We start from the raw sequence: 14,919 nt of genomic DNA, 5'->3' as shown, positions 1-14,919 counted from the left end.
AAATGACCCCAAAGAAGCCCGAGAAATAACTAGAAAAAACGAGAAAATATTAATAATTTATTAACTAATAATTTAAAAAAAAGTAAAATTATGGCAACTACAAAACAAGCAGCCCCAGCTAAGAAGTCTGAGGGCTTTCAGGGAGTAAGAGGCGCATTCTGGATCATCGTGGTATGTGCTATCATCGCATTCACATTGTTCTTCACATGGTTCGGCAATGACATGCACTTCCAGGATCCAGGCATCCAGGATCACCCAGCAGACATTTGGGGTACTATCTACAAAGGTGGTGTTATCGTACCAGTTATCCACACATTGTTGCTCACAGTGTTGGCTATGACTATCGAGCGTTGGTTGGCTCTTAAGACAGCTACAGGTACAGGTGCACTTCCTAAGTTCGTTGCAAACATCAAGGCAGCTTTGAACGCAAACGACTTCGCAAAGGCTGAGCAGCTCTGCAACAAGCAGCGCGGTACAGTAGCAAACGTTGTTTTGGCTTCTTTGAACGCTTACAAGTCTATGGAGTCAGGTGCTAACGCATCTTTGAAGAAGGCTCAGAAGGTAGCTAAGATTCAGCAGGCTCACGAGGAGGCAACTCAGTTGGAGATGCCAACTTTGACAATGAACTTGCCTATCATCGCTACAATCGTAACTCTCGGTACATTGACAGGTCTTCTCGGTACTGTAACCGGTATGATCAAGTCATTCCAGGCCATGGGTGAAGGTGGTGGCGCTGACTCAGCAGCACTTTCTGTAGGTATTTCTGAGGCGTTGATCAACACTGCATTCGGTATTTTGACATCTTGGTGTGCTGTAGTATCTTACAACACATTTACAAACAAGGTTGATAAGTTGACATACGCACTCGACGAGGTAGGTTACTCAATTGCTCAGACATACGAAGCTAACCACGCAGAAGAGGCTTAATTTTTGCTAACCCTTTAAAATTTTATCGCTATGGGTAAAGTAAAAATTAAGAAGAGTGACGTCTGGATCGATATGACTCCTATGTCAGACGTTATGACCCTGTTGCTTACCTTCTTCATGCTCACTTCTACATTCGTAAAGAATGAGCCTGTTAAGGTTAACACACCAGGATCTGTGTCTGAGATTAAGGTGCCAGAGAACGGCGTTTTGACTATCTTGGTAAGTCCTGAAAAGGACAAGGCTGGTAAACCAACCGGCGAAGGCCAAGTATTTATGAGTATTGATAATACCGATCAGTTGGGAGCAACACTGAGCACAATGACAGGCAATTTCGGTGTGTCATTGAATCCTAAGCAGATTGAGACATTCAAGAGCGAGGGTTTGTTTGGTGTTCCAATGAGTGACATGAGCACTTATCTGACTATGAACGCAGCAAAGCGTCCACAGTATCTCCAGACTAAGGGTATTCCTCTCGACAGTATCAAGGGTGGTATGAGCGAATTCCAGCAGTGGGTAGACGCTGCTCGTAATGCTAACGAGGACATCAAGATAGCCCTCAAGGCAGATGCTTCTACACCTTATAAAACAGTGAAGAGAGTGATGAACGAACTCCAGGACATGGATGAGAGTCATTACTATATGATTACACAGTTAAAACAACAGGGGGACGAATAAATGGCAAAGAAAGAAAGCAAACAAAAGAAAATGAATGTCCGCGTAGACTTTACGCCTATGGTGGATATGCTCATGCTTCTTATCACGTTCTTCATGCTGTGTACATCTTTGAGCAAACCTCAGACTATGGAGCTGACTATGCCAAGTAATGATGACAACCAACCAGAGGACAAGAAGAACGAGGCGAAAGCTTCTGAGACTGTTACCCTCTATGTAACAGCTGATAACAAGATTTACTACGGTGCTGGTATCCCTCAATACAATGATCCTACATGGATCAAGGAAACTACATGGGGCAGCCAGGGAATCCGTAAGGTCTTGAGAGAGCACACGACAGAGAACGGTACACGTCCAGTAGAAAGAATTGCGCTCGCTGTTAAGGAGTTAAACATGGACCGTCAGAAGAATCCTAAGCAGTATCCTGATAGCATCTATCAGAAGAAACTTAGTGATTTGAAGGCAGGTAATTTGAAGGATGGCAAGATTCCTACTCTTACTATCGTCATCAAGCCTACCGACAACGCTTCTTACAAGAATATGGTTGACGCTCTCGACGAAATGCAGATTTCAAACATTGGTACTTACGTCATCGATAAGATTAACGCAGACGACGAGAAACTTCTCAAGTCTAGAAACGTTAAGATGTAAGATGAGTAACAAACAATTTTAAACAAGAAAGAAATGGCAAAAATAGATCTTTACGATCCTAAATGGGTCGATATGGTTTTCGCCGGAAAGAACAAGGAGTATGGTGCATACCAGCTCCGTAAGGGTACTTCTGGTCGAAACATCAAGTCTCTTCTGATCTTGGTCATTGCTGCAGCTCTCGTGGGTGGATTCTTGGCTTGGAAAGTTATCGAACAGAAACAGGCCGAAGAACAGCAGGCATATATGGAAGCTATGGAGTTGGCTAAACTCCAGCAGCAGGCTAAGAAGGAAGAAAAGAAGAAGGAGCCAGTGAAGCCAAAGATTGAACCTAAGAAGGAGATACCAGTGGCTCGCGAGACTCAGAAGTTTACTGCACCTGTCATCAAGAAGGATGAACTCGTAAAAGAGGAAAACCAGGTTAAGCAGATGGATAAACTGGACGATAAGGTAGCTGTAGGTGCTGAAGACAAGGAAGGTGTGAAGGACCGTACAGTGGAAGCTGTAAGAAGTGAGATTGCAGTAGCAGCTCCACCTCCACCACCAGCTCCAAAACCTGAGGTTGCTACTAAGGTCTTCGACGTCGTTGAGGAGATGCCTTCATTCCCTGGTGGACAAGGCGCCTTGATGCAGTACTTGGCTAGCAACATCAAGTACCCTGTCGTAGCACAGGAGAATGGTGTTCAGGGTCGTGTTATCGTTTCATTCGTGGTAGAGCGTGATGGTTCTATCTCTGATGTAAAGGTAGCTCGTTCCGTTGACCCTTCACTTGACCGTGAGGCACAGCGCGTCGTTAAGAGCATGCCTAAGTGGAAACCAGGTAAGCAAAACGGTTCTGCTGTACGTGTTAAGTATACTGTACCAGTTGTATTTAGATTGCAGTAATAGAATGAAAAGAACATCTTATATTTTTATAGGTATAGGATTAACAGTACTATCAATGGCTTTCTTCTCGTCTTGCGGCGAGAAGAAAGCCAAAGATGGTAGAACTGATACTCCTACTTCAGGCACAATTGAATTTGTGGCTGACGAGAGTTTGAGTCCTATCATTGACGAAGAAAGAAGTCAGTTTGAGTTCGAGTTCCCTAAAGCCAAACTCAAACCAAAATACACAGATGAAGTCACAGGACTTCAGATGATTAAGGATTTCAAGACAGCACTTCTCTTCACTACCAGAAACCTGAAAGATAGTGAGATTGCATACTTGAAGTCGAAGAGCAATATAATTCCTGCCGTTTTCCCTATCGGCTACGATGGATTGGCGTTCATCACCAACAAGAACAACACAGATACTTGTATCACGGTGAACGACATCAAGCGTATCCTGACAGGTAAAGCTACCAAATGGAGTGATATTGTTCCTGGATCCAAGAGAGGTGACATCGAGGTTATCTTCGACAATACCCGCTCGGCTACCACCAACTTCGTTGTAGACTCCATTCTGCACGGCGAAAAGATGGGTGCAAAGATCATGGCTGCCAAGACAAGCAAGCAGGTGATTGACTTTGTAGACCAGAATCCAGGCTCTATTGGTGTTATCGGATCAAATTGGTTGAACGACCGAAGAGATTCCACAAACACTACCTTTAAGAAGAATATTCATGTGATGCGAGTATCCGTCAAGGATAAGGCTACACCTTCTAACAGTTGGCAGCCATATCAGGCATACTTGCTGGATGGAAGGTATCCATTCGTAAGAACTATATACGCTATCGTGGTAGATCCTCACAAGGCTTTGCCTTGGAGTTTTGCCAACTACATCTCCAACCCTAAAGGTCAGCTCATCCTTTTCAAAACAGGATTGCTTCCATATCGTGGAGACATCACAATCAGAACAGTAAATGTGAAACGCTAAGAGGCGGAAACGCCAAAGAGCTGATACACTGAAAGTTGAAACGTAATTAAAGTAGAATTATGAAAGCAGTTAAATATTTAGTAGCAGGTTTGCTCGTCATGGGTTTGGCAGCTCCTGCAATGGCTCAGGACGTTAACTACAAGGACGCTCTTAAGCCAATAGAGACAACTTTGAAGGCCGGCAATGTAGATGTCAAGGCATTTGCCAAGACCCTCAAAGAGTACCAGAAGGAGTATAAGAAAGATCCTAAGGCGCTCGTTGCTTTGGGTAATGCACTTGTTATCAACAAAGACTACACCAATGCTTTGGCTGTAGCAGATGCTGTCATCGCTAAGTTCAAGAATTATGGTGATGCCTACATCCTGAAGGGTGACATCTACGCTATGCAGGACAATGGTGGTGAGGCAGCTACATGGTATGGTCAGTGTATGACTATGGACCCTAAGAATCCTCAGGGTTACATCAGCTACGCTAACGTATACCGCAAGATTGACCCACAGGCTTCTGCAGAGGCACTGAACAAGTTGAGAGAGGTAGATCCTAACTACCCTATCGAGGCTGAGACAGGTCACAACTACTACTCTATCGGTAACTACGAGAAGGCCTACGAGAACTTCACAAAGGCCAACCTCAATACCATGGAAGAGTACATCTACTACGAGTATTGCTTCACAGCATACGTTTTGGACAAGAAGGAAGATGCTCTCAAGTTGTGCAAGCAGGGTATCCAGAAGTATCCTAAGGATACAGCATTCCAGATTCTGGCTATGCGTGCTGCAGTAGATACTCAGCAGTTTGAGGACGCTCTCAACTATGCCAACGCTGTGATGAACAACGCTGACATCAAGAAGAACTCTAGTATCTATGCATACTATGGTTTGGCTCTGGCTGGCAACAAGCAGTATGAACAGGCTTTAGCACAGTATAACAAGGCATTGGAGATTAACAAGGAAGACTTCAAGCCATACCAGTATATCTCTGAAACCTACAAGCAGATGGGCGAAGAGGATAAGGCTATTGAGTACGCTCAGCTTTACATGGACAAGAACCCTAACGTTGCTCCATCAGACTACGTGAAGATGGCAGAGATTTACAATGCAAAGGCACAGAAGGGTGGCGACGCTAAGGCTGCTAACGTAGACAAGGCAATCGCTGTATATAACTCATTCGCAGCTAAGTATCCACAGTTAAAGGCATACGCTGATTTGCAGGCTGCAAACATCGCATTCCAGAACGAGTTGGACGACAAGGCTCTTGAGAACTACCAGAAGGTTATCACCGAGGTAGAGAACAAGCAGTATGATGAGGATGAGAAGGGCTATCTGATGCAGGCATACAAGAACGCCGGTTACATCTACTGGAGTTCTAAGAACGACTTGGAGACAGCTAAGCCATACTTCGAGAAGTTGATTCGTCTCGATCCTAACAATGCTCTTGCCAAGAAGGCTTTGGGCTTGGAGGAAGAGACAGCTAAGTAATGAGGTTGCTTTTTCGAAAGCGACATCAATATAAAGAAATCAAGTAATAAGCAAATTTGGGCGGTGAAGATTCATTTCTTCACCGCTTTTTTATGGTCATAACTTGTCTATTTTTTGCAAGCTTAAACAAGCCCAAATTTTGCAGGCACAAACATACCTAGTTTTCTATAGGCTTAAACATGCCTATATTTTCCCTTAAGGGAAAATATTTGTTCCCTTAAGGGAAACTGTATGTTCCCTTAAGGAAACATATTCCTACTGTTTTCCACACAAAAAAAAGAGCGACTCCTTGGAAGGAACCGCTCTCAATGTTTTATGTAACTAAAAGTATCTATCCTTATAATTAAGGAAGACTGATTGCCTCGTTAGGGCAAACATCTGCGCAAGTACCACACTCTGTGCAGAGGTCTGGGCTGATAGAATACTTCTCGCCCTCAGAAATAGCGCCTGATGGGCACTCATCGATACATGTACCGCATGCGATACAATCGTCACCAATTACGTATGCCATAATTCTTAATGTTTTTATAATGTTAATAATATTGTTTCTACCTACTTTTGATGGTGCAAAGATAATAATAATTTTTGGAATACCTACATTTAGGTATGCTTTTTTTTAGTTTTTTGCTCAATTTATACATTATCGAAATAAAATACTAAACAATAAGATGCAAATACTCACGTTTATATTATATGAATAAGAAACTTATAGCAATATGGATAGGCATCATCATCGCTATACAGGCGATGGCTCAGGAAAGGACGGTGGAGAACCGCCCTTATACCGACCTGCGCCCATTCCACTTCGGCGTGGTGGTGGGTACCCACTTCCAGGATATTGAATTTCAGAATATAGGTCCAATTACCTATACCGATAACGACGGTGTAGAGCAGCATTCTACGGTCACAGTAGACCAGGATAAGTACGACCTGGGCTTCACTGTTGGCGTATTGGGAGAATTCCGCCTCAACAAGAGCTTCCAGTTCCGTGTAGCCCCAGCCATGTACTTCGGAACCCGCCATCTCACCTTCCATAATCTCACAGAGAAAGATGGACAGGAGAAGCCTACAGAACAGCGACAGGAGATGAAGACAGCCTATATAGCCAGTGCCTTCGACCTTATCTTTGCCGCAGAACGCTTCAACAACCATCGTCCTTACGTGATGGCAGGTATCACCCCGATGATGAATCTGAGCGGAAATACTTCCGGTTTCATCAAACTGAAGAAATCAGAAGTGTTCCTCGAACTGGGTCTAGGATGTGATTTCTATCTACCCTACTTCAAACTGCGCCCTGAACTCAAGTTTATGTATGGCATCACAGATACCTTCGACAGTAATCAGGTAAAAAACGTCCGAGACGACAGCAAGAAGCCTTATGCCCTTGCCGCCAAAGCTGCACACAGCAAGATCATCGCCCTGACTTTCTATTTCGAATAAGCTAACGGGGTTAAAAGAAAAAGAAAAAGATAAAGATAAAACAAGAAGATAAAACAAGAAGAGCTTGATTCCAGCACAAGGGAACCAAGCTCTTTTCATATATAACATCACGAGAATGTGCCTATTCCACAACCTCCCAAGAGAAGACACAGCCATTCTTCATTCCAGCATCAGCACCCTGGAAATCTGCAGAATATGGACTTCCATCCTTAGGATGCTTGCCCACATATCGCTGAGTCTTCAAGGAAAGCAGCATACAATGGTTATAAAGCATATCCTGCCATACAAACTCCTCTGCCTTGCTAGCATCCGATGTGAGTCGTACATCACCCGACAGACCGGCTCCTGCTATATAGACATATCGTCCGTCAGCAGCCTTCAATGCCACCTTGCCTTGACCTCTATCTTCCACAACAAACTTCACCTGATTACTTAAATCCTTTCTGTTCCAGGAATTGTGCAACAATCCGTGTCCTGTAGCATTCATCAGATTGCCATCAGCGAGGTTGAAGAATCTCACGGTCTTTCCGATAGGCAGATTGGCGGTTCTGTCAGCCATAGGCTCCTCTACCTTGAAATTATCGAAATCAGCCACTCCACCATTCACATTCTTCTTGTTAAAGGCATAAAGTGCCACACGAACACCCTGGAAGGTCTTCAACTGATAAGGCGAAATCATCTGCTCGCCGATATTCTCCCAGTTCTTGCCATCCAGAGAATAAGAATATTGCAACTGGCTCTTGTCGTAATCACCCCAAAGGCGAAGCCAAACCACCTTTTTATCCAATGGTTTAACCACCTCCTTGTTGGTATTCTGGTCATAGCATTTCAATGCCAGGCCCTTATCCGTCTTTACGACTCCCAAGGAAGCGTAAGGCATGTTGATGGCACCAAGACCAGCCTCATCACCAGCTTTCAGCTTAGAAGCATCCAGTTTCACGGATGTATAAGACACAGGACCTATCGCACGCTGGGTAAGTGAGTTCTTAGCCCAAAGCAACTGCTTGGCAGGCATGGAATGAAGGCGAAGCCAGCCTTTGCGCTCCTTGTTGAGCGACCACATCTTATCATTCGGGTTATGATTCCACTGCCAAATAGGCTTAAAGGTCTTGCCAGAGAAATCATCACAGCGGTCGTATGTTGCCACAGGAGTCTTTACCACATTATTTGGCTTGAACCAGGTACGAGGTGAGCGACCGAGGTTCTTCTCCAAGCCGAAGTATGGCCATCCATCTACCCATGTTACAGGAGAAAGACAAACGGTACGCCCCACGGCGTTAAAGTCTTGCATGGAAACTCCCCACCATTTGCCATCAGGTGCCTGCACGATGCCACCTTGATGGATGGTTGAACAAATCAAGGTTTCATCAGAAGGTTTATTGTTCTTAAACTTAAATCCATCCTCTGGCACAGGGCGACCCAAGCCGACATTATTGACCGTCCAAGCAGCCGAATAGCCAAACGACTCTCGCTCACTGATGACACAAGTCTCGTAAGGTCCCCAAATACTCTTGCTTCGGGCACATTGCATTCGTCCCATCGGTGAATAATCCGCAGAGAGAATATAATACATGCCATTGATCTTGTAGATATGGTGCCCCTCTCCCATTGCATTCCCCTCAGGAATGACCACCTTGCTGGAGCCTTCCACTGGTCCACTCAAGTCTGGTTTCAACTCGGTTACGGTTACATTGCCATATTTATGGATAGCATATATCTTACCATCGTCATCGAAGAGCACGGAGAGGTCGTAGATGTCGCCCTTGATCTGATGATGCTTCCAAGGTCCCTTGGCACTGTCTGAGATAAAGACTTGCAAGCCATGTCCGTTGATATTAGAGAAGATATAGAACTTGCCATTATGATAACGGATGGCAGGAGCCCAGATTCCCTGACCGTATGCCTCCTTGCCATTGCGGAGATTGAAATCATCGGAATCATCGAAACGGTCGAAGCAATAAGAGGAGAATTCCCAGTTGACCAAATCCTTGGAATGAAGTACCACCAAGCCTGGTACACTGTGCATCGTGGTACCGGCAAGATAGTAATCCTCCCCCACTCTGATAATGTCTGGGTCAGAGAACTCATCATAGAAGAGAGGATTGGTATAGGTTCCATTTCCATTGTCTGCCGACCAAGTCTTTCTACTTGGCTGCTGTTGAGCCACCAGCTTCTTCTGGGCAGATACCTGACCATTCTGAGCAGAAGCCGAGATAGAGCCAGCACATAGGGCTAGGCTAAAAGTTGCAATTAATAGTTTGTTCATTCTTTATGAAGTTTATAATTATACAAAAGTTGCCACAAAATTACAAAAGAAACCAAACACAAAGGTGGATTTATCGTAATATTATGGCAACTATTTGAGATTTTACTTAATTTGATAAGATTTTCCTGCTTCTGTATCCAAATCATACTCGAAAACTTGTGGGATATGAGCCTTCACTCCTTCATCCACACGATGCTGTTCCATCGGTTTTTTGACGACGGCTGATTGGAGCAAAGGATTCGTACAAGTGCCCTCAGCCTTTCTCAATCCCTTTCCTTTCAGGGGAACATAAGAACGGATACGCAGGGTTCCGCCTATGTTGGAATGGACCTTTGCCGAAACCAGCTGCTTATTCTGCCACTTCATGTCGACCACAAATCCACCACGCGCACAAAGACCCTTTACATCGCCATCTTTCCAGGCATCAGGCAGGGCAGGCAAGAGATGCACGGCTCCATCATGACTTTGCAAGAGCATCTCTGCGATACCGGCAGTAACACCAAAGTTACCATCTATCTGAAATGGTGGATGAGCATCAAAGAGATTAGGATAAGTTCTGCCATCAGGATACTCCTTTGCCTGCGCATCAGACGGCAACAAACGAAGCATATTGCTGATAATCTTGAAAGCATGATTGCCATCCAGCATGCGTGCCCAGAAGTTGGTCTTCCATCCCAGGCTCCAACCCGTAGCCATGTCGCCACGCTGCTTCAGCGTATTGGCTGCCGCATGGAACAGTTCAGGATGAGAGAATGGAGAAATCTGGTTGGATGGGTACAAACCATAGAGATGGGAGATGTGGCGATGTTCATTCTTAGGGTCATCGGCATCTATCAACCATTCTTGCAGTTGTCCATACTTGCCTATCTGCATAGGAGGAATCTGCGAGAGCAATGTCTTCATCTGTCCACGCTCAGCCTCATCCAATCCCAACACCTCAGAAGCATGGATGGCATTGCTCAGTGCATCAAAAGCTATCTGGTTATCCATGGTACAACCAGCGGTCACGGATGTCTTCTTTCCCGCTGGTCCTTGTTCCGGACTCACGGAAGGCACGGTTACCTTCCACTGTGTGCCAGGCAACGGCTGCATATAGTCGAGATAGAATTCCGCTGCTCCCTTGAGCACAGGATACCACTGGCGCAAGAATGCCTTGTCGCCCGTATAGAGATAATGCTGCCACAGATGGGTGGAGAGCCATGCGCCACCATTCGGGAACATACCCCAGAAAGCTCCATCCACCGGACCGGCGATGCGCCAGATGTCCGTGTTGTGGTGAGCCATCCATCCACGGCAACCATACATCTCACTTGCCGTCTTGGCACCCGTCTCGCTCAAATCCTTGACCAGGGAGAACAGAGGCTCGGCATTCTGGCTCAGATTGGTTACCTCAGCTGGCCAATAATTCATCTCGGTATTGATGTTGATGGTATACTTGCTGTCCCAAGGCGCATTCTTGCTGTCGTTCCATACACCTTGCAGGTTGGCTGCCTGTCCTCCTGGCTGTGAGGAAGAGATGAGCAGATAACGTCCATAATTGAACATCAATGCCACCATCGCCATATCCTTGCTGCCCGTAAACTTATCCAGTCGTTGATCGGTAGGCAACTGGGCATTGGCATCAGTAGGAAGACTCAACTTCACGGTGTTGAACTGCTTCTGATAAGCCTCTACATGGCGCTTCTCCAGCTGGGCAAAGCTCATGGCACTTACCTTATTTATATAAGAAGCATTGCGCTGTGCGGCATTGCCCGACACATCGTGATAGTTGACAAAGTTGGTAGCGGCACTCACGATGATTGTAGCCTCGGTGCCATCCGTCTTCACATCAGCTACGCATTCGGCGGTAAGGGCAGCCTTGATACCCTCCTGGTCTTGTCCTTTAACTCTCAGCACAATACCATGAGGCGTCTTCTGAACCTGATGTTTAAAAGGCGAGTCTAAGGTTACATCGAAGTTTAAGGCTCCTTTCTTGCTTGCCTTGATATGGCAAACAATAACTCCATCTGCCAATGAAGCAAAAGTTGTGCGAGTATATCTCACATCATCAAGGACAAAAGAGGTGGTGGTAATCGCCCTTTTCAAGTCTAACTCGCGCACAAAATGCTCCGCCTTTCCCTGATTCTGCATCTTGACATGCAGATTTGCCATCGGCAGGAAGCGCATACCGTGAGGCCCCACCACGAAATCCTTGTTGATGATGTCGGAAGCCTCATTTTCCCTACCATTGAATATCAATTCCCTGACTTTAGGGAGGGAAGCCAACGACTTCTGGCTATTGTTGTCATGAGGGCCGCCACTCCAGAAGGTTTCCTCCGTAAGCTGGATGTTCTCATCCTGGATGCCTCCATACACCATGCCGCCTAAGTGGGAATTACCTATCGGTAATGCCTCCAGCCAGTGTTTGGCTGGAGCATTGTACCAAAGGCGGCAAGCATTATCGGTCACGGTCTTCTTGGCCATCATCTGCATAGGCAGAGTCATGGCTAAGACCATAGAACCTAATATGATTTGTTTTCTGTTCATACGTTTATCGTTTGATTTTTTATTGCCAGTTGTTTAATAACCTATGCAAAGGTACAACTATTTTTTGGAATATCCAAAACAATCAATATCTACATAGCCCCCAGCACTCTTGGTGGCATAGTTGTAGATAGCGAAACGAGTACCCATGAACAGACGACGATAGTCAAAATTCATCCTGAAATCCCTGATTGCCTCCGTCCAGTTCTTTCCATCCAAGCTATAAGACAGGGTGGCAAGATCTTTATGGTCACGGAAGTCGCAACTGATCTTCAGATAGATGGTCTTGGATTTCAAAGCCTGGCGATATACTTCCTCATGCTTCACATCAGTAACCATTTTCTGCTCATCGCTCATCACAGAATTGTCCTTGCTTCCAAGCACGAACCATTTCTTGCCCTCCCTGGCAACTGAGAGCAAGGCAGCATCACCCTGGAATGCAGCAAAGCCTGCCACGTCTCCATCCTTCATCTGGCTCACGTCCATTTTTACCACCGCCTCGCAGGTAGGTCCTTCCATGCGGGTAGTCAAGGTGTTTGGAGCCATGAAGAGATTCTGCGCCGTGCGTGATGTCTTCAGGCGGAGATAGCCCTTGCGCTCGGTGAGCGACCAAGCCTCATCCACAGGATTATGGTTCCACTGCCACTGCAAGTCGAGCTTGTTCTTGGCAAAATCATCACTATGCACGATGGTCTTGTCGTTGTATCCCATTACAGGCTTGCTCATCTGGAGAGGCACATTGCCCTTCTCATCTCCCAAGATAGGCCATCCGTCCTTCCAGGTACAAGGCTCCAAGGTAGGCACTCTGCCCACACCGCCACGGTCTTGGAAGATAAAGCCATACCATTTGCCGTCAGGTGCATCCACGATAGTGCCCTGACCTACTCCACCGAAACCAGCAAACTCGGTTTCCAAGATAACCTTCTTCTCGTATGGTCCATAGATGTTGTCGGCACGATAGCATACCTCACGACGAGGATGTCCCTTGATAAATCCCGAAATCATCAAGAGATAATACTTGCCGTCGTGCTTGATCATGCGAGAGCCCTCCAACAAACCGGTCTCCTCGGCATCACGCTCAAAGAGCTTGCGCTGGCTGCCTGGCACCACATCAGTAAGGTCAGCATTCAGCTGCACGATGTCGCCTGTTCCAAACACCACGTATGCCTTGTCATCATCATCGAAGAAGAGAGAGGCATCATGGAAATGGCGCAGACGGCTGTGGATGGTCCACTTGCCCTCAGCACTATCCGCCGTGCAGATATAAGTTTCTCCCCCAGGGTTGTCATTGGGAGCAAAGAGCGCATAAAACTTTCCTCTGTGATATTTCAGCGAGGTAGCCCATTGTCCTCTGCCATACACAGTTCCCTCCTTCATATCATATTTAGGAGAATCCGTCAATTTAGGGAAGATATAGTTCACCGTCTCCCAGTTCACCAGATCCTTGGATCGCATGATAGGGGCACCTGGCATCAGATGCATCGTGGTGCTGACCATATAGAAGTTGTCGCCCACACGAATCACGTCTGGATCGGGCACATCTGCCCACAACACAGGGTTCTGGAAGTTCTTCTCAAACTTCCACCAGTCGAAATTGAAGAGTTTGCTTCCCTTCAATCCCTTGAACACGAAGTAGACATCATGCTTGCCTGCCACCTTCTTGAGCATCTGTGCCGAGAATGTCTTCCACTTTTCCCAGCCACCGGTCTTGGTCACGTCAATCTTTGCCACCAGTTCACCATCTTCCTTGTCGAGATGCACTTCCAACGAGCCGCCCAATGAAGAGCAAGCTGCAGAGATGGCAAACTGGTCTGGTGACTCGTTGCCGAAGTCCACCTCGCGTACCTTTATATAATCACCGTTATGAATCTCCGAGATATAAACACCTGTTTCATCCGTCTGTTCCGACTTCACCCCCTTGGAGTAAGCGATGGTCTCAGCCTCATTGCGCTTGAAAGGATTGATAGTACCAATAGGAGAAACTCCCTCCTGTGTATGATGGATGATAGGGAATGTGCCATCAGCATTATACTTGAATTCCTCTACGGCAACGCTGCGTCCGAATCCGCCACCCAGCTTGCCAGTATGATAGAAGAAATAAGACTTGCCCTTGAAGTCGGTCACACCGCAATGGTTAGTAAAGGAACCCGTATCTTCCAATGGCATGATTTCGCCCATATACTTCCATGGTCCGAAAGGCTTCTTGCTCATGGAATAAGCGATATGCTCAGGCACTCCACCTGCAGCATAAAGCATATAATAGTTCTTGCCACGCTTCATGAACCAAGGTCCCTCTGTGTAGCAATCCTTATATTTTCGGGTAGAATCACGCTTCTCCACGTCAGGCGAACCGAATCCCTCCTCAGTCATCACGATTCTGCCCACTTCACGCTTTTTATCAACAGCTGCCTTGGCATCTATATCCCCCTTGAAGCTGATCATGTCTTTATTCAGTTTGGCATAGTAAAGATGCGGATTACCCCAATAGAGATAAGCCTGACCATCCTCATCCATCCAGACGGTAGGGTCGATATTGTCCCAACTTCCATTATCAAAAAGCGGTTTGCCCAGCGCATCCTTGAACGGACCGGTAGGAGAATCAGCCACAGCTACGCCGATAGCCATTCCGCCCGTCAGTTTAGAGTGCGCACAGATATACCAGTAATACTTACCATTACGTTCGATGGTCTGTGCTGCCCAGGCACGGTCATCTGCCCAGGAAAAAGAACTGAGGTCGAGCGGAGAACCATGGTCTGTCCAGTTCACCATATCCTTGGTGGAATACACACGCCATTCGTTCATCCAGAAGAAGTCAGCCTTATCTTCATCATGACCGGTATATACATAGAGACGGTCTCCGACAACCAGAGGTGCCGGGTCGGTAGTTAACTGTGTTTGCACGATAGGATTCTGCGCATTCATCGTTGCGCTCATACTCATACACAAAGCCGAAGCTAGCAAAAACTTATTGTTCATTGTTTATCTAAAATTATTAGTTTCTATTTTTGAGTGCAAAGATAGCAATAAAACAGACATTTTACTTTGCTATACGTTTCAAATACTTTGGCAAATCAACCATAGTGTAAGAAAAAAAACGGTGCATCTCAAAA

11 protein-coding genes are annotated in these 14,919 nt (G+C 46.0%); 7 read left to right on the top strand and 4 right to left on the bottom strand.

Features of this window, described 5'->3' with window-relative positions:
• The first annotated feature begins 90 nt into the window (after positions 1-90).
• Genes V8Z93_RS04925 through V8Z93_RS04900 form a run of 6 tightly spaced genes read left to right on the top strand, consistent with a single transcriptional unit; the run spans position 91 to position 5,580 of the window.
• Positions 91-927 (top strand): MotA/TolQ/ExbB proton channel family protein, encoded by an 837-nt coding sequence (locus tag V8Z93_RS04925; protein WP_203040888.1) that lies wholly within the window; start codon positions 91-93, stop codon positions 925-927.
• Positions 928-957: 30 nt separating this feature from the next.
• Positions 958-1,602: an ExbD/TolR family protein gene (locus V8Z93_RS04920; protein ID WP_203040889.1), complete on the top strand. Its 645-nt coding sequence runs from the start codon at positions 958-960 to the stop codon at positions 1,600-1,602.
• A complete protein-coding gene (locus V8Z93_RS04915; RefSeq protein ID WP_299332408.1) occupies positions 1,603-2,250 on the top strand; it encodes an ExbD/TolR family protein in 648 nt (215 codons plus the stop codon).
• A gap of 33 nt (positions 2,251-2,283) precedes the next feature.
• Complete coding sequence (locus V8Z93_RS04910; RefSeq protein ID WP_203040891.1) at positions 2,284-3,132, top strand: energy transducer TonB; 849 nt, start codon at positions 2,284-2,286, stop codon at positions 3,130-3,132.
• A 55-nt stretch (positions 3,133-3,187) separates the two neighbouring features.
• Positions 3,188-4,102, top strand: coding sequence for a PstS family phosphate ABC transporter substrate-binding protein (locus V8Z93_RS04905; protein WP_437183080.1), 915 nt, complete (start codon positions 3,188-3,190; stop codon positions 4,100-4,102).
• 59 nt (positions 4,103-4,161) lie between these two features.
• On the top strand, positions 4,162-5,580 hold the full coding sequence (locus V8Z93_RS04900) for a tetratricopeptide repeat protein (protein WP_439432562.1): 1,419 nt from the start codon (positions 4,162-4,164) through the stop codon (positions 5,578-5,580).
• Positions 5,581-5,923: 343 nt separating this feature from the next.
• Here V8Z93_RS04900 and V8Z93_RS04895 read toward each other — a convergent pair whose 3' ends face one another.
• On the bottom strand, positions 5,924-6,091 hold the full coding sequence (locus V8Z93_RS04895; RefSeq protein WP_439432561.1) for a 4Fe-4S binding protein: 168 nt from the start codon (positions 6,089-6,091) through the stop codon (positions 5,924-5,926).
• A 182-nt stretch (positions 6,092-6,273) separates the two neighbouring features.
• Between V8Z93_RS04895 and V8Z93_RS04890 the strand changes: the two genes are divergently transcribed.
• Positions 6,274-7,020, top strand: coding sequence for a porin family protein (locus V8Z93_RS04890; protein WP_203048961.1), 747 nt, complete (start codon positions 6,274-6,276; stop codon positions 7,018-7,020).
• A gap of 121 nt (positions 7,021-7,141) precedes the next feature.
• Here V8Z93_RS04890 and V8Z93_RS04885 read toward each other — a convergent pair whose 3' ends face one another.
• The 3 genes from V8Z93_RS04885 to V8Z93_RS04875 all read right to left on the bottom strand — a co-directional run bounded on the left by V8Z93_RS04885 (position 7,142) and on the right by V8Z93_RS04875 (position 14,785).
• The gene (locus tag V8Z93_RS04885; RefSeq protein WP_439432560.1) at positions 7,142-9,286 is read right to left on the bottom strand and encodes a family 43 glycosylhydrolase; all 2,145 of its coding nucleotides are present in this window, start codon (positions 9,284-9,286) and stop codon (positions 7,142-7,144) included.
• A 102-nt stretch (positions 9,287-9,388) separates the two neighbouring features.
• Complete coding sequence (locus V8Z93_RS04880) at positions 9,389-11,812, bottom strand: glycosyl hydrolase family 95 catalytic domain-containing protein (RefSeq protein ID WP_439432559.1); 2,424 nt, start codon at positions 11,810-11,812, stop codon at positions 9,389-9,391.
• A gap of 57 nt (positions 11,813-11,869) precedes the next feature.
• Entirely contained in the window at positions 11,870-14,785 is a 2,916-nt protein-coding gene (locus tag V8Z93_RS04875) for a family 43 glycosylhydrolase (protein WP_439432558.1), read from the bottom strand.
• Positions 14,786-14,919: the final 134 nt, after the last annotated feature.

The sequence above is a fragment of the Segatella copri genome, assembly GCF_051861805.1.
Lineage (GTDB): Bacteria > Bacteroidota > Bacteroidia > Bacteroidales > Bacteroidaceae > Prevotella > Prevotella copri_M.
This window is presented reverse-complemented; position numbering and strand designations above follow the sequence as displayed.